Raw genomic sequence first — 18005 nt, forward strand, 5'->3', positions numbered from 1 at the left:
AGCACTCAGAATGAATGCAATGATATAGAAAAGGAGCGATATGGCAGCAGAAAAAATATCACCTGGCATGCAGCAATACCTAGATATCAAAAAAGACTATCCGGATGCGTTTTTGCTCTTTCGGATGGGGGATTTTTACGAGCTCTTTTATGAAGATGCCGTCAATGCAGCACAGATTTTAGAGATTTCTTTGACCTCTCGGAATAAAAATGCAGAAAATCCGATTCCCATGGCTGGAGTTCCCTATCATTCGGCCCAGCAGTACATCGATGTCTTGATCGAAAAGGGCTATAAGGTGGCTATTGCAGAGCAGATGGAAGATCCCAAGCAAGCCGTCGGTGTGGTCAAACGGGAAGTGGTCCAAGTCATTACTCCGGGGACCGTTGTTGATTCGACCAAGCCAGACAGCGCCAACAACTTCCTAGTAGCCTTGTCTCATGATGCGACGGACTATGGCCTTGCCTATATGGACCTAGTGACCGGGGAGTTTCAGGTCACCAGTCTGAATGATTTTGCCATGGTATGTGGGGAGATCCGCAACCTACGGGCGCGGGAGATTGTCCTGACCTACTCCTTGTCAGAAGGTGAAGAAAGAGTCCTTCTTGGCCAAATGAACCTCTTGCTCTCCCCTATCTCAGAAGTGGCGGAGGATGTCCAACTTTTAGGGGCTGAGTTGACTCATTTGGAGAGAATAGCAGCTGGAGGCTTGCTCCGATACGTCCAGGAAACCCAGAAGCGGGAACTCCACCATATCAAGCCTGCCCATCACTATGAAGTCCGTGATTTCTTGCAGATGGATTATGCGACTAAGGCGAGTTTGGACTTGACAGAGAATGCTCGGACTGGCAAAAAACATGGCAGCCTCTACTGGCTTCTAGATGAAAGCAAGACAGCCATGGGAGGCCGTCTCTTGCGGGCATGGATCCAGAAGCCTTTGATGGACCGCCATCGGATTGAAGAGCGCCAAGAGATTATCCAAGTCTTCTTGGATCATTTCTTTGAGCGAAGCGATCTGGCAGATCGTCTCAAGGGTGTCTATGACATCGAGCGTTTGGCCAGTCGGGTCTCCTTTGGTAAGACCACTCCCAAGGACCTCTTGCAGTTGGGCGAAACCCTGCGCCATGTTCCCTTGATCAAATCGCTCTTGGTCGAGATGGGAGAGCCGGTGCTAGACCTCCTCATCGCCCAGTTAGATGAGCTACCAGAGCTTTGCCGACTCATCGAAGCGGCGATTGATCCGGATGCCCCGATTGTTCTGACAGAAGGCAATATCATCCGTACGGGCTTTGACCCAACTCTGGATCAGTACCGTGTCGTCCTCCGAGAAGGGACCGGCTGGATTGCAGAGATTGAAGCCAAAGAACGGGAAGCCAGTGGCATCACAGGACTTAAAATTGACTACAATAAAAAAGATGGCTATTATTTCCATGTGACCAATTCCCAATTATCCCGTGTACCAGCCCATTTCTTCCGCAAGGCGACCTTGAAAAATTCTGAGCGCTTTGGGACAGAGGAACTGGCTCGGATTGAAGGGGAGATGCTAGAAGCTCGGGAACAGTCGACTAGCCTAGAGTATGCGATTTTCCTACGGATCAGAGAGGAAGTCGGCAAGTACATCCAGCGCCTGCAGTCCCTAGCCCAAGCTCTAGCAACGGTGGACGTCTTGCAAGGCTTGGCCTGTGTGGCTGAAAGACAACAACTGACTCGGCCAGTCTTCCAAGAGGCGCGTGATATCCGGATTGAGAAGGGTCGTCATCCAGTTGTTGAGAAGGTGATGGGAGCTCAAAGCTACATCCCCAACAGCATTTCCATGGATGAGACTTGTGATATCCAGTTGATTACGGGGCCTAATATGAGCGGGAAGTCCACCTATATGCGCCAGTTGGCCATCATTGTCATTATGGCTCAGATTGGTTCCTTTGTACCGGCTCAAGCGGCGACCCTTCCTCTCTTTGATGCCATTTATACCCGGATTGGGGCTGCAGATGACTTGGTGTCCGGCCAATCGACCTTTATGGTTGAGATGATGGAGGCCAACAATGCCATTCGCCAAGCGACTCCGGCTTCTCTTATCTTGTTTGATGAGTTGGGACGGGGGACGGCGACCTATGATGGGATGGCTCTGGCTCAAGCCATCATCGAATACATCCATGACCGGACAGGTGCCAAGACGCTCTTTGCCACCCACTACCATGAGTTGACCGACCTGGAGCAGACCCTATCTCGCTTGCGCAATGTCCACGTCGCAACCTTGGAGAAGGATGGCCAAGTGACCTTCTTGCACCGGATTGAAGAGGGACCAGCGGATAAATCCTATGGGATCCATGTGGCAAAGATTGCCGGGCTGCCAAGCGATCTCTTGAAGCGGGCAGATACTATCTTGAGTCAATTAGAAGGCCAAAGCCACGAAGTGCCGATGGCGACTCCAACACAAGAATCCTCTCCACAGGTCGGAGAACAGATATCCTTGTTTGAAGCAACTTCCTCCCACTCTGTCTTAGAAGAGTTGAAGAATCTCGATATCTACAATATGACCCCGATGGAAGTCATGATGGCAGTTGCCGAGATGAAAAAGAGAATATAAAAAACAGTTCATTTGAACTGTTTCAGATTGAAGATAAAGTAATTTTAAAAACTTTCCTTAGGTGAGTACGGACGTCAGCGAACTTCGTAGAAGTTCCATGATTAATTAAGATACAAAGGGCGTTCTCGGATAAAGTCAAAATAGGAAGTTCGACGCAGAATCTTTAGATTCTAGGAGGACTTATCTTTTTGACACAATCCGAAGCCTGTGTTCAATTCGTATTGAGCCTAAGGTCTCAATAATTCCGAGTGCCTGAAACACAGTTGTTTCAGGCACTTTTCTCACAGTGGAAAGTTTTTCATCTTCTTAAATGACTAAAAAATAAAAGTCATTTTTTTGAATTCCTCAGGCTTTCCCTTGCAACTGTTGGTTGATATCTTCTACTTTTTTCTTGTAAATGCGATAAGAAACCGCCCAGATAACCAAGTACACAAGGCTAAACTCTATAATGACGGAGATGTAGAAGCTGATTTGGATTGGGAACCAGCCTCCCAAGGTTGCCAAAGGTAGAAAACCAAAGAGCATCAAAAGGTAGTGGCTGAGGGTCGCACGGAGGAGGCTCCAGTCTTTGTTGAACAGGTTTTTTCCTAAGCTGAAGAGCAAGCCGATGCCAGCCCATATAAGGATACAATAGAGCATGACAAGGGATCCATGCACGTCGTGGGCTTGCATCCATTGTCCAACGCCTGAATTTGGACTGAGAGGCATGTAAGTGGAAGGTGAGTTTAGGAAAGAAAAGACGATAGAGAGGGTAAGGCCGATGAAGATGCCTTTAGAGGCATTCGATAGATGAGTCTTTAACATGATAATTTCTCCTTAATAGCTTTTAAATAGCGACGAGACGAATAGGTGATGGTCCCGTTTTTCAGATTGATTTGGACCGATCCGCTGCTGGTAAAATGCAGGTGATCGATTTCTTTGGTATTGATAATTTCAGATTGGGAAATTTTTAAAAAATAGATGGGCAAGTCTTGAGAGAGTTGGTAGAGGGGGCCGGTGAGGATGAAGTGATCATCCTTTGTTTCCCCAACGACTTGACGGTTTTCAATATAGAACCGATGAAACAAGTGAGTCTCTACAAGATAGGTTTCCCCCTCCTTCTTCGCTCTCAAGCGTTCCTTCTGGTCCAATTCCTCAATGAATTGTTGGACTTTCTGGATGCGTTCACTAGGTTGTGGCCCTGTGATGGCTACGCCTTCTTCTTGAAAATGGGGGTCAATGGTAACTGTTACTTTCATACAAATCCCTTCTAACATATTAACGTCAGGTAAGCGATCCGCTAGCAGGACTTCTTGCTTACAAGTCTATTAAACACTTTTTCAGGCATCAAGACAAGGCTTTTCGCATATTCGGTCAGTTTGTCTGTTTATCTGGTAGAAGACCGGTATCTTTAATGGAGCTGGAGCACAAGGTTTTATAAAGGGAGGCCTTCCTTGGAGATATGGTATAATAGTTCTACCTATGCGCGTATAAAACATAAGAGGGGAAGCTATGTCACAGATTATCGAATTACCAGAAATTCTAGCCAATCAAATCGCTGCCGGTGAGGTCATCGAGCGCCCTGCTAGTGTGGTCAAGGAACTGGTTGAAAACTCCATCGATGCGGGAGCTAGTCAGATTGTCGTAGAGATCGAAGAAGCTGGCTTAAAGAGCATTCAAATCACGGATAATGGACAAGGGATTGCCCATGAGGAAGTGGAATTAGCCCTTCGTCGCCATGCCACTAGTAAGATCAAGAGTCAAGCCGACCTCTTTCGCATTCGGACACTAGGCTTCCGTGGCGAGGCCTTGCCGTCTATTGCCTCTGTCAGTGTCATGACCATCCTGACAGCTCAGGAAGGAGCTAGTCATGGGACCAAGCTAGAGGCTAAAGGGGGCGAAATCACTTCTCTTGAGCCGGCGACTAGCCCTGTGGGGACTAAAATCACAGTTGAGGACCTCTTTTTCAATACACCAGCCCGCCTCAAATATATGAAGAGCCAGCAGGCAGAGTTGTCCCATATCGTCGACATTCTCAACCGCCTGAGTCTGGCCCATCCAGAGATTGCCTTTACCTTGATCAATGACGGCCATGAAATGACACGGACGGCAGGAACGGGGAATCTCCGTCAAGCCATCGCAGGAGTCTACGGGCTCGCTACCGCTAAGAAAATGGTTGCCATCGAGACAGGTGATTTGGACTTTGAAGTGTCGGGCTTCGTCTCTTTGCCAGAATTGACCCGGGCCAATCGCAATTACATTAGTCTCTTTATCAACGGTCGTTACATCAAGAATTTCTTGCTCAATCGGGCCATCTTGGACGGCTACGGCAGTAAACTCATGGTTGGACGCTTCCCGATAGCGGTCATCAATATTCAGATTGACCCCTATCTAGCGGATGTCAATGTCCACCCGACCAAGCAAGAGGTGCGCATTTCTAAAGAACGAGAACTAATGGCCTTGATCTCCCAGGCCATTGTCTCCGCTTTGAAAGAGCAGGATCTGATTCCAGATGCTTTGGAAAATCTAGCCAAGTCGACGCTTCGTCGAACAGAAAAACCAGTCCAGACCAGCCTCCCTCTAAAAGAAAATAGCCTCTATTACGACCGAGACAAGGGAGACTTCTTTGTCCGTCCAGAGGTTGCAGAATCCCAGCCAAGTGGTGAATTGACCCCAGAGCAAACGGTTCTCTTTGCCTCAGAAGAGGGAAATCAGGAGGCTAAATCACCAGCCATCAAATTTGCGGAGCGAAAGGCGCCTCAGTATGATCAACTGGACCATCCAGAGTTGGATCTAGCTAGTCTAGATAAGGCTTATGACAAGTTGGAAGGAGAAGAACATTCGACCTTCCCAGAGTTGGAATATTTCGGTCAGATGCATGGGACCTATCTCTTTGCCCAAGGCAATGGGGGTCTTTACATCATTGACCAGCATGCGGCCCAAGAGCGGGTCAAATACGAAGAATACCGGGAGAGCATCGGGGACGTAGACGGCAGTCAGCAACAACTGCTGGTGCCTTATATCTTTGAATTCCCTGCAGACGATCTGATCCGCCTGCAACAGCGTAAACACCTCCTAGAGGAAGTGGGCGTCTATCTAGAAGAGTACGGAGCCAACCAGTTGATCTTGCGGGAGCATCCGATTTGGATGAAGGAAGAAGAGATCGAGTCGGGTATCTATGAGATGTGTGATATGCTCCTTTTGACCAAGGAAGTGTCCATCAAGAAATACCGGGCGGAGTTGGCCATCATGATGTCTTGCAAACGCTCCATCAAGGCCAATCACACACTGGACGATTACTCCGCACGGGATCTCATCTACCAACTGTCCCAATGTGACAACCCTTATAACTGTCCCCACGGCCGTCCCGTCTTGGTCAACTTCACCAAATCGGACATGGAAAAGATGTTCCGACGCATTCAGGAAAATCACACTAGCCTACGAGAATTGGGCAAATATTAAGTAAACGATAAAGGAAGATTATGTACGAATACATTAAAGGAATTTTAACGAAAATCACCGCTAAATACATCGTGGTGGAAACGGCTGGGATCGGCTATCTCTTGCATGTGGCCAACCCCTATGCCTACTCTGGTAAAATGAATCAAAAGGTGCAAGTTTATCTGCACCAAGTGGTCCGTGAAGATGCTCACCTTCTCTATGGCTTTGCGACTGAAGAAGAGAAACAGCTCTTTTTAAACTTGATCTCAGTCTCTGGGATTGGACCTGTCTCAGCTCTGGCTATCATTGCTGCAGATGACAATGCAGGCCTTGTCCAAGCCATCGAAAGCAAGAACATCACCTACTTGACCAAGTTTCCAAAGATCGGCAAGAAAACAGCCCAACAGATGGTTTTGGACCTAGAAGGTAAGATCAATCTTGATCTAGAAGATGCACCAGCTCAGTCTAAGGCCAAAGTTGCAGAAGAAAACCAAGCCCTTGAAGAAGCTATGGAAGCCATGTTGGCATTGGGCTACAAGGCAACGGAACTTAAGAAAATCAAGAAATTCTTTGAAGGAACTTCTGATACTGCTGAAAACTACATCAAGTCTGCCCTGAAGATGTTGGTGAAATAGGAGAAGAAGATGCCAAAACGTTGTGGCTGGGTTAAAATGAACAACCCTCTCTATGTAGCCTACCATGATGAAGAATGGGGTCGGCCCCTCCATGATGACCAGGCGCTTTTTGAGTTGCTCTGTATGGAGACCTATCAGGCTGGCCTATCTTGGGAGACGGTGCTCAATAAACGGCAGGCTTTCCGAGAATCTTTTCATGGTTACCATCTTCAACGCGTCGCAGAGATGACGGATGAAGAACTGGAATCCTTGTTAGACAATCCAGCTATCATCCGAAATCGTGCCAAGATCTTTGCGACACGGGCCAATGCTCAAGCCTTTCTACAAGTCCAGAAGGAATTTGGATCGTTTGATGCTTATCTTTGGTCTTTTGTCAATGGGAAAACCATCGTCAATGATGTTCCAGATTACCGGCAGGCTCCAGCGAAGACAGCTCTTTCTGAGAAGCTAGCCAAGGACCTCAAAAAGCGTGGTTTTAAGTTCACCGGACCAGTCGCAGTTTTATCCTACCTACAAGCAGCAGGCCTGGTCAATGATCATGAGAATGATTGTGAATGGAAAAACGGTGGTTAGTTAGTATAGGTAACTAGAGTATCTGAGAATATAGAAAAAAGCTGAGAAATTCATCTCAGCTTTCTTTGTTATAGTCAAAGCGAATGACTTGCTCCGTTGCATCTACATGGGCGTGGACTCCGAAGGGGACAATAGCTCTTGGAGTTGCGTGTCCAACATTCAGATTATAGACAATTGGGATATTGCTGTCAATGATATCCAATAGTGCCTCTTTATAGTCGTCATAGAAAGTTTCATCCATAGGTTTTCCGACCAAGAGTCCACTGATGACTTCAAATATCCCAGTTTCTTTTAAAGCCTGCAACATTTTTTTGAAATCATCAGGTTCAGGCTTTTCTTCACTTGTTTCTAGCAATAGAATCTTTCCTTTCCAGTCGGATAAGTCAGGGAAGAGTCTGTACTTTTGGCAGAGTTCTGTACTGTCTACATATCGAGAGTTGTCAAAGATATCGTAGAGGGATTCGAGGCAACCACCGAGGATTTTTCCCTCGAACTGGGCAGTTCCTTGTAACAAGTCAAAACCTGTATTTGTATGGCTGACACGAGGTGTTCCCAGAGCCTTGGGACTGAAGTCAGTCCGTTCCTCATACCAAAGGTCGCTAGGGCGGATTTCTGAGATTTTTCCAGTCTCAATCAATTCTTTAAAGTAGTGGAGGCTGTATGGCAACATTTCTTTGTCTAACTCACAAATGTCTGCTAAAAAGGATTGACCATAAAAAGTCTTGATTCCTAGTTTATGCAACATGAGGTGGTTCATAGTTGTATCCGAGAAGCCAAGAAAAATTTTTTGTTTGATAACCTTTTGTAGTTGGTCATTTTCAAAAAGATAAGGCAATAAACGATAGGTATCGTCTCCACCGATGGCGCATAAGATCATGTCGATGCTTTCATCAGAAAATGCCTGCATCAAATCCTCCGCACGAGCTTCAGGATGTTCTTTGATAAAGTCTAAGCCTTTTAGTGAATGAGGTAAAAAGATAGGATTGAGTCCGAGGTCTTTGAGTCGTTGGACCCCCAAGTCCACTTCGTGCTTGACAAAGTCCTCTCCGATAATCCCACTAGATAAACTTATAATACCAATAGTAGAAACCACATCTCATCCTCCTAGAAAAAATTGATGCTATTGTATCACAAAAAATGAGGGGAAACAACAAGAATTAGAGCCAGAAGAAGGCTTTTAGATCAAGAAAGAAGTAAAAAAGCAACCGCTCGATATGGTTGCTTCAGAATATAGATAAACTCTATCAACAATAGAAAATAGCCCTTTAGAAGTTGATTACCACATAGTTAAAACTCTTGGGAATGTTGATGTAATAGTGTTTCTAAGAATTTTTTACTTTATACTCTAAAAGAAAAAGATTGAAGAAAGTTGTCCAAAATGGACTTTATCTTCAATCTGTTTTTTAAATAATTTAGGAAATTGTGTTAAAATGAAATGAAAATTACGAATAGTATAAGTAGGAGGCACCATGAAGGCGGAAATTATTGCAGTTGGAACAGAAATTCTAACAGGACAAATTGTCAACACCAATGCTCAGTTCTTGTCTGAAAAATTGGCTAGTTTAGGGATTGATGTCTATTATCATGTGGCGGTAGGAGATAATGAAGGTCGTCTCTTCTCGACCATTGAGACAGCTTCAAAACGCAGTGATTTGGTGATTTTATGTGGTGGACTTGGGCCAACAGAGGATGATTTGACCAAGCAAACCCTTGCTAAGTTTTTAGGGAAAGAACTGGTTTTTGATCCAACAGCGCTTGCCAAACTCGACACCTTCTTTGCCAGTCGCCCTGATTATGTACGGACGCCCAATAATGAGCGACAAGCACAATTGATTGCCGGTTCAATCCCCCTTCAAAACCGTACAGGTCTCGCGGTTGGAGGTTTGATTGAAGTCGATGGTGTGACCTATGTCGTTCTACCTGGTCCACCAAGTGAGTTAAAACCCATGGTCAATGAACAATTGGTGCCTCATTTGACAACAGGGGAGCAGCTCTTTTCAAGAGTCTTGCGCTTCTTTGGGATTGGGGAAAGCCAGCTGGTTACGATCCTAGCAGATATCATTGAAAAGCAGAGTGATCCGACGGTGGCCCCTTATGCCAAGACAGGAGAAGTGACCTTGCGTCTGTCTACAAAGGCGAAGGATCAAGCCTCAGCGGATGCGAAGCTCGATGTCTTAGAAAAGGAAATCTTATCACGCCACACCCTGGATCATCAACCCTTGCATGAACTGTTTTACGGTTATGGGGATGACAATTCGATGGCCAAGGTGGCCTTTGATCTCTTGAAAGGGACTGGTAAGACCATTACAGCTGCAGAAAGCCTGACGGCTGGCCTTTTCCAAGCGACTTTGGCAGATTTTTCAGGGGCGTCCAGCATCTTCGCGGGTGGTTTTGTCACCTATAGTCTGGAAGAAAAAAGCAAGATGTTGTCTATTCCAGCTCAAGAGTTAGAGCAACATGGAGTGGTGTCTCACTTTACAGCTCAAGCCATGGCTTCACAGGCCCGTAAGTTAACAGGATCCGATTATGGTGTTAGCTTGACCGGAGTTGCGGGGCCAGATAGTCTAGAAGGGCACCCAGCAGGGACTGTCTTTATCGGACTTGCGACTCCAAATGGAGTGGATAGTGTCCAAGTCAATATCGCTGGACGTAGCCGGGCGGATGTCCGCGAAATTGCAGTCCTTCATGCCTTTAATTTGGTACGCTTGGCTGTATTAAATGGTGAAAATTTGGTATAATGAAGTTCGTGCCAAATGAAGAATAATTCTAAAAATGGATAGGAAATGTGCCTTTCAAAGACCGGAAAACGTCAGTGAGTTGCATGCATTTCCTGTATAGCAAAAACATAGGAGAAAAGAATGGCGAAAAAACAGAAAAAATTAGATGATATCTCGAAGAAATTTGGAGACGAGCGTGAAAAAGCTCTCAATGATGCCCTAAAGTTGATCGAAAAAGACTTTGGTAAAGGATCGATCATGCGTCTGGGCGAACGCGCAGAGCAAAAAGTTCAAGTTATGAGCTCTGGTTCCTTGGCGCTTGATATTGCCTTGGGTGCTGGTGGTTATCCAAAAGGTCGGATCATCGAAATCTATGGTCCAGAATCATCAGGTAAAACAACCGTTGCCCTCCATGCAGTAGCGCAAGCACAGAAAGAAGGAGGCATTGCCGCCTTTATCGATGCCGAGCATGCCTTGGACCCATCCTATGCTGCAGCTCTTGGTGTTAACATTGATGAACTCCTCTTGTCTCAACCAGACTCAGGGGAACAAGGACTTGAAATTGCTGGTAAATTGATTGACTCTGGTGCCGTTGACTTGGTCGTTATCGACTCTGTTGCGGCCTTGGTCCCACGCGCAGAAATCGATGGAGATATCGGTGATAGCCACGTTGGTTTGCAAGCACGGATGATGAGCCAGGCTATGCGTAAGCTTGGAGCTTCGATCAATAAGACCAAGACCATTGCTATCTTTATCAACCAATTGCGTGAAAAAGTTGGGGTTATGTTTGGGAACCCTGAAACCACACCTGGTGGTCGTGCCCTTAAATTCTACGCTTCGGTTCGTCTAGATGTTCGTGGAAATACTCAAATCAAGGGTACTGGGGACCAAAAAGATACCAACGTTGGTAAAGAAACCAAGATCAAGGTTGTGAAAAACAAGGTAGCTCCACCATTCAAGGAAGCTATGGTTGAAATCATGTATGGAGAAGGAATTTCACGTACAGGCGAATTGCTGAAAATCGCGACAGACCTTGATTTGATCCAAAAAGCAGGAGCTTGGTATTCTTATAACGGTGAGAAGATTGGCCAAGGTTCAGAAAATGCTAAGAAGTACTTGGCAGACCATCCAGAAATTTTTGATGAGATTGATCACCAAGTGCGCGTGCGCTTCGGTTTGATCGATGATGACACTGCTGTAGTTGCACAAGATGAAGTAGCTGAAAGCCCACTTGTTGAAGAAGTAACACTAGATCTTGATGATGCCATTGAGATTGAAGAGTAATTTTTTTCAAAATAGGTCGAAAGACTGATGGTTTTTATGGTATAATATACTACAATGTTATTATCGTGTGGCGAAAGGAGTGCATACATGATTAAAATTTACACAGTTTCAAGTTGCACGAGTTGTAAAAAAGCCAAAACTTGGCTAAATGCTCATCAGTTGATCTATAAAGAACAAAACCTTGGTAAAGAAGGAATTACAAAAGAAGAATTACTCGATATTTTGACCAAAACAGAAAATGGCATTGCAAGTATCGTTTCTTCAAAAAATCGATACGCTAAGAATCTAGGTGTCGATATTGAAGACCTCAGCATGAATGAAGTCATCGATATCATCTTAGAAACACCACGAATCTTGAAAAGTCCTATCCTAGTGGATAACAAGCGGCTTCAAGTTGGTTATAAGGAAGATGATATTCGGGCCTTTTTACCACGTTCTGTACGAAATGTTGAAAATGCGGAGGCTCGCTTAAGAGCAGCCCTATAAGAAACAAGTAGCCAATCGTTTAGCTACTGAGAAGAGTCGAGATGTCAGGATCTCGACTTTTTCTTTTGTATCCGGCCAAAGAATCCACGAAAAAATGCTTGTAAGAATGTTTTTGAGGAGGATTCTATGGTACAATACTTCTGTGGGGAAAATCCCTTTATAGAAGCTTATCAAAGGAGAAAACATGAAAAAGAAGCTTATTTGTTTGGGTGTCTTGCTCCTGACGCTGACAGCTTGTGGACAGAAGAAACATGGGAAAACTGATTCTTCCAATGTCCAAAAATCCAACAGTGCTAAAATTGAATCGTTCAATAAAGAAAATCGAAATCTGTTAGAGAAGGCGGAAGAACAGCAAGTTTTCACTAAACACTTTGTCCTTCCAAAAGATGAAAGTGGTATTCGCCAGGAGCAGACCATCACTTATCAAGGGGAACAATTTCAAAAATTGGTCATGACCAATACCACTCCTGTCAGTGATGAATTGAAAAATGCTATTCAAGAAGTTGGTCTTGAAGAGGCCCAACGATTGATGGTAGAGTCGATGGGTAAGGATGAAAAACTTCAACAGGCGCGGACTCTTCCAGGATTTACCATTGAACTGACTTTGCCAAATGAAAATGAATACCAAACGGTCATCACTTATGATTTCACCCAGTTGGATACTAAAAAAGCGGTCGAGTTAGAGTACTTCAAATCAGCCAATATTGCAGATTTATTGAAACTGACACCAACAGAATATATGAATAATCTACTCCGTAATGGAGCAAAAGAAGAATAAGGAGAAAAAACATGAAAAAATTTCTATTACTAGTCGTTGCTGGATTACTTATCTTGGTAGGTTGTGGGAATTCTCAATCAAAAGGGGGCAAGTCCTTATCGAAAGATAGCGTTATCACTCGGACCTTTAAGCTTGACAGGGATATCAATGAGGCTGACGAGGTAGCCAAACAGGAAATCACAGTGACCGTATCCTACCAAGGAAAAAAATACAAGAAAGTTTCAATCAAACTAGCGACTCATGTGTCGGATGAATTCAAAGATGAAATCAAGAAGTTGATCGATGCTGAGGATGATAAAGAAGGTGCCAAACAAGCCTTGATCGAGGGGTATGAAGGAGAAGGTGGCATTGATGAATTGAGAGACTACGATGGAATCACCGTGACATCAGATTGGACAGGTGAAGCAATGGTCTCTGAGATTGAGATTGATCCTGATAAAGTAGACTTCGATGATATTAAAAGCAGTGAAGACTTGGGAGAAATTTGCAAAATGATCAAAACCTACTCTCCAACACTCTTCATCAAAAATATGGAAAAGAATGGCTTTAAAGAAGTCAAATAAAGCCATTGAAAAATGCAGTAGATCGCTTTCAAAAATAAGTGATAAAAAGTCCAAGAAAGCCCGTAAAATCAATATTTTTCGTTTGAGAAAGTATGGAAATTATGGTATAATAGTATGAATATAAAGAAAGAGGGTGGTATTGTGGGATTTACAGACGAAACAGTACGTTTTAATCTTGACGATTCAAACCGTAAAGAAATTAGTGATACATTAAAGGATGTCTACTTATCTTTGGATGAGAAGGGCTACAATCCAATCAATCAAATCGTAGGTTATGTACTCAGTGGTGATCCTGCTTATGTACCTCGTTATAACAACGCTCGCAACCAAATTCGTAAGTACGAACGAGATGAAATTGTTGAAGAATTGGTTCGTTACTACTTGAAAGGGCAAGGGATCGATCTCTAATGAGAATTATGGGACTAGACGTTGGCTCGAAGACAGTCGGAGTAGCCATCAGTGATCCATTAGGTTTTACTGCTCAAGGTCTGGAGATTATTCAGATTGATGAGGAGAAAGGAGAGTTTGGCTTAGACCGTCTCTCTGAACTGGTGAAGGAATACCGGGTTGATCGTTTTGTCGTTGGTTTGCCGAAAAACATGAACAACACAAGCGGTCCTCGAGTGGAAGCAAGTCAAGCTTATGGGAAGCGCCTTGAAGAGTTGTTCAACTTGCCGGTTGAGTATCAGGACGAGCGTTTGACGACCGTTGCCGCAGAGCGGATGCTGATTGAGCAAGCGGATATTAGCCGAAATAAGCGTAAAAAAGTAATTGATAAATTGGCTGCCCAGTTGATTTTGCAAAATTATTTAGATCGAAAATTTTAGAAAAAAGAGGAAATAAGATGGCACACAATCATGATCATGACCACAACCATGACGAACGCGAATTGATTACATTGGTAGATGAGCAAGGAAACGAAACCTTGTTTGAAATCCTTTTGACCATTGATGGAAAAGAAGAATTTGGTAAAAACTATGTTCTTTTGATTCCTGCAAATGCAGAAGAAGATGAAAACGGTGAAGTAGAAATCCAAGCATACTCATTTACAGAAAACGAAGACGGAACAGAAGGCGACCTTCAACCAATCCCAGAAGATTCAGATGATGAATGGAACATGATTGAAGAGGTCTTCAACAGCTTTATGGAGGAGTAAAAACATCCAGTGGATGTTTTTAGCCCTGCTTCAAGAAACAAGAAAAAGCAGGAAGTCGGGGGATGTTTTTAGCCCTGCTTCCAGATACACTGGAATTGAAATAAGAAACCAAAGAAATAGCAGAGCGTGAGCCAGCAACAAGGCTTGATCGCTCTTTTCTTTTAGGAGAAAGAAATGAATCAAATTGAAGAATGGATGAATAGTCGAATTGGCCTCAATTTTCGTTCAGGTTTAGGGCGGATGCAACAGGCTGTAAAGCTCTTAGGGGAGCCTCATGAAGCTGTTCCGATGATCCATGTGACGGGGACCAACGGGAAGGGCTCAACCATTGCGTTTATGCGCCAACTATTCCAACAGCATGGTCTGAAAGTAGGGACCTTTACTTCTCCACATATCGTTAGTATGCATGATCGGATTTGTATCAATGGGCAACCAATTTCGGATCAGGATCTGATTCGCTTGGGTCAGAGCATCCAAGCGATGGAGTCTCAGCTTCTCGAGACCCACGACCAACTCTCTTACTTTGAGATTATCACCCTATTGGCCTTTTTGTATTTCCATGAACAAAAAGTAGATCTGGCCTTGATCGAGGTTGGGATCGGAGGGCTCCTTGATACGACCAATGTCATCACAGGAGAGGTGGCAGTGATCACCTCAGTAGGGCTGGATCACCAGGAGACCTTGGGAGGAAGACTAGAGGCCATTGCTACGCAAAAAGCTGGAATCTTTAAAGCCGGGAAGCCAGCTGTTATCGGTCCACTGGCTAAAGAGGTTGAGCAAGTCTGCACAGAAAAGGCCCAAGCAATAGGCTGTTCGCTAGCTCGCTATAGAGAAGATTTCCAACTGGTGAAGGGCGTCTTCCAAGATGCGCACCATCGGTTTGACTCACTAAAAATTGGGCTCAAAGGAGCTTATCAGGAAGAGAATGCTGCGGTGGCTCTCGAAGCCTTTCTACTCTTTATGGAGCAGAGAGGTCTGGCGGTCGATGAAAACTCTGTTCGGGAGGCATTGCAAGCGACTAGCTGGCCGGGTCGTTTGGAGAACTTTGGCCAAGGCGTCTATCTAGATGGCGCTCATAACCCCCATGCCATCCATCGATTGGTCGAATATGCCCGCACCTTTTCAGATAAGCGCGTGAAGATCCTCTTTGGTGCTTTAAAGCGCAAGGATTACCAGGGAATGTTGGAGATCTTTTCAAGAGACTTGCCGGAGGCGGACTTGACGGTGACGACCTTTGCTTATGGGGAAGTTGTCCAAGAGGCGGATGGCTTAGACTATCCGTATGTAGCAGATTTCCGAGATTACTTACAGGATTTTTATAGCCGGCAAGCTGGTCAGGAGGTGCTCTTTGTCACTGGCTCTCTCTACTTCATTTCAGAAGTTCGCGCCTATCTATTAGAGCAAGGAAAGAATCCTTTATAGGCAGTAAGTCTCATCGGCCAGTCATAAAGATTGACCAAAAACTGCCTCTATCGTATACTAAAGGTGAGCCACAAATGAACGGGAAGTCCGTTGAAAAAAGTTGGCGCGAAAGGAGACCATCCATGGCAAAGAACGTGACTGCTTTATTAGCAACAGCTACAGTCCTTCTACTTGGAGCGTGTTCGAATCAGCAAACACCAACGCAAACGAACACTTCATCAAGTGCGAAGACAACAACGGCAACTTCTTCTAAACAGACAACGACCAGTCCGCAGGTGAACCAAGCCGGACTTGACGGAACCTATATGGGAATGGATGAAAGTGATCAAGTGACGCTCGTCATCGCTGGTGATTCAGGGACTTGGACGGCTGTCGAGGCAGATGGAGAGCAAGAGCTGAAACAGGTCAAGCTAGATGCTGCCAACCAGGTCATTTTTGTCGGAGATGATGGTTACCGCTATCAATTGGAGGGGCAACAATTGACCCTGAAAGAAGCTGACAACGAGTTGGATGATCAGGATACGATCGTTCTAACCAAGCAATAAATAGAAGAAGTGAGAGTGGGACAGAAATCGGTAATTCGTTAGAATTCGATTTCGTCGTCCCACCTCCGCACAGTTGAGTAGGGCTGTAAAAGCTGATGAAATCAGCGTAGTAGAGCCCACTCAACCACTGCGTCTTTCTCGACAATCCAAAGACAATTGAGAGGCTAGGGCTTTTGCCCCACTCTCTTTTTTCATTTTATCGGGTTTGCGCTCCCTTCATAGAACTGGTATACTAGTAGGGATTATAAAAAGAAGGAGAATGAGGGTGAGTTTTCGAAAGATTCGATTGTTAATGTCCAAATATGGGTTCAGTATACTCTTTATGGGGTTTGAACTCTGGCTGTCCTTTGCGGCCTTCTTTTGGCTAAATGAATGGTTCCCAAATTGGATGTCTGTCACTATCATGGCCCTCATGTATATCTCGACCATTTTGGCGATCGTCAACCGAAATATGCCTCCAGAGAGCAAGGTGACCTGGCTCTTGATTGCTGTCATCCCCGTATTTGGTTTCCTTCTTTACCTCATGTTTGGGGAGCGTCGTCTGTCCAAAAAAGAAATGGTTCAGTTGGAAAATATGGAGTCCATGAAGTTTCGAGAGGACAATAGTCGTGAGCTTCGCCTCCAATTGAAAGAAGAGAGCAAAATCGTCTATGGAATGGTCAAGTCTATTCTATCCATGGACCACAATGCAGACCTCTACAACGGGACAGCTTCGACCTTCTTCCCACTAGGGGATCAAATGCTCCCGCAATTGTTGGAGGATTTGCGCTCAGCCAAGAAATTTATTTTTCTCGAATTCTATATCATCGAGGAAGGCCTGATGTGGAACAGTATCCTAGATATCCTACTTGAGAAAGTCAAAGAAGGGGTAGAGGTGAAACTGCTCTACGATGATATTGGCTGTATGGCGACCCTTAAGGGAAACTACACCAGACGCTTGCGCAAGTTAGGTATTGACGCCCATAAGTTTAACAAGGTAGTCCCTCGTCTGACGGTGGCCTATAACAACCGAGACCACAGAAAGATCTTGGTCATTGATGGCCAGATTGGCTATACAGGTGGCGTTAACCTAGCGGATGAGTATATCAACCAGAGAGAACGCTTCGGTCATTGGAAGGATAGTGCAGTGCGCTTGGACGGTCGAGCTGTCAAGGCCTTGACGCGACTCTTTCTCATGAATTGGTACATTAACCAGGGAGAAATTGAAGATTTTGATAAATACCATATGGAAAACCAAGCGGTAGATGGTGAAGGTTTCTATATCCCCTTTGGTAGTGGACCAAAACCGATCTATAAGTCCCAGGTTGGTAAGTCTGTGTATCAGAATATCATCAATCAGGCGACAGACTTTGTCTACATTACGACCCCTTATTTAATCATTGATTATGATTTGACAGAAGATATTCGAAATGCGGCTCTCCGTGGTGTCGATGTACGCATCGTGACCCCTTACATTCCGGATAAAAAATTGATCCAAATCGTTACACGAGGGGCTTATCCAGACCTGATGGAAGCAGGGGTGAAAATTTATGAGTACACTCCAGGCTTTATCCATAGCAAGCAAGTATTGGCCGATGACGAAGTCGCAGTAGTCGGGACCATCAACTTTGACTATCGGAGCCTAGTCCATCACTATGAGAATGCTGTCTGGATGTATCGAAGCCCAGAATTGACCAAGATCCGAGCGGATTTTGAAGAGATTTTCTCTGTGTCTCAGCAGATCCAGTTGGACACTTTCCGGATCACCTGGTACCAGCATTTGATCAAAGAAATTATGCAGTTATTTGCGCCCATGCTATAGACGATTGAGAGTGGGACAGAAATCGGTAATTCGTTAGAATT

Annotated in this window: 18 protein-coding genes; 15 read left to right on the forward strand and 3 right to left on the reverse strand. The window is 44.8% G+C overall.

Annotated elements, in window-relative coordinates:
• The first annotated feature begins 40 nt into the window (after nucleotides 1–40).
• Nucleotides 41–2584 carry a DNA mismatch repair protein MutS gene (gene mutS, locus HMPREF9421_RS02390; protein ID WP_006595389.1) on the forward strand — a complete coding sequence of 848 codons (2544 nt, stop codon included), beginning with the start codon at nucleotides 41–43 and terminating at the stop codon, nucleotides 2582–2584.
• Nucleotides 2585–2929: 345 nt separating this feature from the next.
• On the opposite strand, the gene HMPREF9421_RS02395 is transcribed toward mutS, so the two are convergent.
• Nucleotides 2930–3388 carry a DUF3021 domain-containing protein gene (locus tag HMPREF9421_RS02395; RefSeq protein WP_006595390.1) on the reverse strand — a complete coding sequence of 153 codons (459 nt, stop codon included), beginning with the start codon at nucleotides 3386–3388 and terminating at the stop codon, nucleotides 2930–2932.
• Complete coding sequence (locus HMPREF9421_RS02400) at nucleotides 3382–3822, reverse strand: LytTR family DNA-binding domain-containing protein (RefSeq protein ID WP_040802875.1); 441 nt, start codon at nucleotides 3820–3822, stop codon at nucleotides 3382–3384. Before HMPREF9421_RS02400 ends, HMPREF9421_RS02395 begins: the two co-directional genes overlap by 7 nt.
• 253 nt (nucleotides 3823–4075) lie before the next feature.
• On the opposite strand from HMPREF9421_RS02400, the gene mutL reads away from it, so the two are divergent.
• Genes mutL through HMPREF9421_RS02415 form a run of 3 tightly spaced genes read left to right on the forward strand, consistent with a single transcriptional unit; the run spans nucleotide 4076 to nucleotide 7212 of the window.
• Nucleotides 4076–6025, forward strand: coding sequence for a DNA mismatch repair endonuclease MutL (gene mutL / locus HMPREF9421_RS02405; protein ID WP_006595392.1), 1950 nt, complete (start codon nucleotides 4076–4078; stop codon nucleotides 6023–6025).
• Nucleotides 6026–6045: 20 nt separating this feature from the next.
• Entirely contained in the window at nucleotides 6046–6639 is a 594-nt protein-coding gene (gene ruvA / locus HMPREF9421_RS02410) for a Holliday junction branch migration protein RuvA (RefSeq protein ID WP_006595393.1), read from the forward strand.
• 9 nt (nucleotides 6640–6648) lie between these two features.
• Nucleotides 6649–7212, forward strand: a complete 564-nt coding sequence (locus HMPREF9421_RS02415) for a DNA-3-methyladenine glycosylase I (protein ID WP_006595394.1) — start codon at nucleotides 6649–6651, stop codon at nucleotides 7210–7212.
• A 55-nt stretch (nucleotides 7213–7267) separates the two neighbouring features.
• Here HMPREF9421_RS02415 and HMPREF9421_RS02420 read toward each other — a convergent pair whose 3' ends face one another.
• Nucleotides 7268–8305 carry a S66 family peptidase gene (locus HMPREF9421_RS02420; protein ID WP_006595395.1) on the reverse strand — a complete coding sequence of 346 codons (1038 nt, stop codon included), beginning with the start codon at nucleotides 8303–8305 and terminating at the stop codon, nucleotides 7268–7270.
• A 376-nt stretch (nucleotides 8306–8681) separates the two neighbouring features.
• On the opposite strand from HMPREF9421_RS02420, the gene HMPREF9421_RS02425 reads away from it, so the two are divergent.
• From HMPREF9421_RS02425 to cls, 11 genes are all read left to right on the forward strand, one after another.
• On the forward strand, nucleotides 8682–9950 hold the full coding sequence (locus HMPREF9421_RS02425) for a competence/damage-inducible protein A (protein ID WP_006595397.1): 1269 nt from the start codon (nucleotides 8682–8684) through the stop codon (nucleotides 9948–9950).
• Nucleotides 9951–10070: 120 nt separating this feature from the next.
• Nucleotides 10071–11213, forward strand: a complete 1143-nt coding sequence (gene recA, locus HMPREF9421_RS02430; RefSeq protein ID WP_006595398.1) for a recombinase RecA — start codon at nucleotides 10071–10073, stop codon at nucleotides 11211–11213.
• An 87-nt stretch (nucleotides 11214–11300) separates the two neighbouring features.
• On the forward strand, nucleotides 11301–11699 hold the full coding sequence (spx, locus tag HMPREF9421_RS02435; RefSeq protein ID WP_006595399.1) for a transcriptional regulator Spx: 399 nt from the start codon (nucleotides 11301–11303) through the stop codon (nucleotides 11697–11699).
• A gap of 184 nt (nucleotides 11700–11883) precedes the next feature.
• Nucleotides 11884–12477 (forward strand): SP0191 family lipoprotein, encoded by a 594-nt coding sequence (locus HMPREF9421_RS02445; RefSeq protein WP_006595401.1) that lies wholly within the window; start codon nucleotides 11884–11886, stop codon nucleotides 12475–12477.
• An 11-nt stretch (nucleotides 12478–12488) separates the two neighbouring features.
• Nucleotides 12489–13040 carry a hypothetical protein gene (locus tag HMPREF9421_RS02450; RefSeq protein ID WP_006595402.1) on the forward strand — a complete coding sequence of 184 codons (552 nt, stop codon included), beginning with the start codon at nucleotides 12489–12491 and terminating at the stop codon, nucleotides 13038–13040.
• A 141-nt stretch (nucleotides 13041–13181) separates the two neighbouring features.
• On the forward strand, nucleotides 13182–13448 hold the full coding sequence (locus tag HMPREF9421_RS02455; RefSeq protein ID WP_006597020.1) for an IreB family regulatory phosphoprotein: 267 nt from the start codon (nucleotides 13182–13184) through the stop codon (nucleotides 13446–13448).
• A complete protein-coding gene (gene ruvX / locus HMPREF9421_RS02460; protein ID WP_006595404.1) occupies nucleotides 13448–13867 on the forward strand; it encodes a Holliday junction resolvase RuvX in 420 nt (139 codons plus the stop codon). The genes HMPREF9421_RS02455 and ruvX overlap by 1 nt, the downstream gene beginning before the upstream one ends.
• Before the next feature lie 17 nt (nucleotides 13868–13884).
• Nucleotides 13885–14196 carry a DUF1292 domain-containing protein gene (locus HMPREF9421_RS02465; RefSeq protein WP_006595405.1) on the forward strand — a complete coding sequence of 104 codons (312 nt, stop codon included), beginning with the start codon at nucleotides 13885–13887 and terminating at the stop codon, nucleotides 14194–14196.
• Nucleotides 14197–14370: 174 nt separating this feature from the next.
• Nucleotides 14371–15618, forward strand: a complete 1248-nt coding sequence (locus HMPREF9421_RS02470) for a bifunctional folylpolyglutamate synthase/dihydrofolate synthase (RefSeq protein ID WP_006595406.1) — start codon at nucleotides 14371–14373, stop codon at nucleotides 15616–15618.
• A gap of 122 nt (nucleotides 15619–15740) precedes the next feature.
• A complete protein-coding gene (locus HMPREF9421_RS02475; RefSeq protein ID WP_006597019.1) occupies nucleotides 15741–16163 on the forward strand; it encodes an SP_0198 family lipoprotein in 423 nt (140 codons plus the stop codon).
• Between the two features lie 265 nt (nucleotides 16164–16428).
• Entirely contained in the window at nucleotides 16429–17964 is a 1536-nt protein-coding gene (gene cls, locus HMPREF9421_RS02480; RefSeq protein WP_006595408.1) for a cardiolipin synthase, read from the forward strand.
• Nucleotides 17965–18005 lie beyond the last annotated feature (41 nt).

It is taken from the genome of Streptococcus australis ATCC 700641 (assembly GCF_000186465.1).
Classification (GTDB): Bacteria; Bacillota; Bacilli; order Lactobacillales; family Streptococcaceae; genus Streptococcus; species Streptococcus australis.

Bases quoted from the DNA above. Each gene is read 5' to 3' on its own strand.
- mutS (WP_006595389.1), top strand. From the start codon at position 41: ATGGCAGCAGAAAAAATATCACCTGGCATGCAGCAATACCTAGATATC.
- HMPREF9421_RS02395 (WP_006595390.1), bottom strand. From the start codon at position 3,388: ATGTTAAAGACTCATCTATCGAATGCCTCTAAAGGCATCTTCATCGGC.
- HMPREF9421_RS02400 (WP_040802875.1), bottom strand. From the start codon at position 3,822: ATGAAAGTAACAGTTACCATTGACCCCCATTTTCAAGAAGAAGGCGTA.
- mutL (WP_006595392.1), top strand. From the start codon at position 4,076: ATGTCACAGATTATCGAATTACCAGAAATTCTAGCCAATCAAATCGCT.
- ruvA (WP_006595393.1), top strand. From the start codon at position 6,046: ATGTACGAATACATTAAAGGAATTTTAACGAAAATCACCGCTAAATAC.
- HMPREF9421_RS02415 (WP_006595394.1), top strand. From the start codon at position 6,649: ATGCCAAAACGTTGTGGCTGGGTTAAAATGAACAACCCTCTCTATGTA.
- HMPREF9421_RS02425 (WP_006595397.1), top strand. From the start codon at position 8,682: ATGAAGGCGGAAATTATTGCAGTTGGAACAGAAATTCTAACAGGACAA.
- recA (WP_006595398.1), top strand. From the start codon at position 10,071: ATGGCGAAAAAACAGAAAAAATTAGATGATATCTCGAAGAAATTTGGA.
- spx (WP_006595399.1), top strand. From the start codon at position 11,301: ATGATTAAAATTTACACAGTTTCAAGTTGCACGAGTTGTAAAAAAGCC.
- HMPREF9421_RS02445 (WP_006595401.1), top strand. From the start codon at position 11,884: ATGAAAAAGAAGCTTATTTGTTTGGGTGTCTTGCTCCTGACGCTGACA.
- HMPREF9421_RS02450 (WP_006595402.1), top strand. From the start codon at position 12,489: ATGAAAAAATTTCTATTACTAGTCGTTGCTGGATTACTTATCTTGGTA.
- ruvX (WP_006595404.1), top strand. From the start codon at position 13,448: ATGAGAATTATGGGACTAGACGTTGGCTCGAAGACAGTCGGAGTAGCC.
- HMPREF9421_RS02465 (WP_006595405.1), top strand. From the start codon at position 13,885: ATGGCACACAATCATGATCATGACCACAACCATGACGAACGCGAATTG.
- HMPREF9421_RS02470 (WP_006595406.1), top strand. From the start codon at position 14,371: ATGAATCAAATTGAAGAATGGATGAATAGTCGAATTGGCCTCAATTTT.
- HMPREF9421_RS02475 (WP_006597019.1), top strand. From the start codon at position 15,741: ATGGCAAAGAACGTGACTGCTTTATTAGCAACAGCTACAGTCCTTCTA.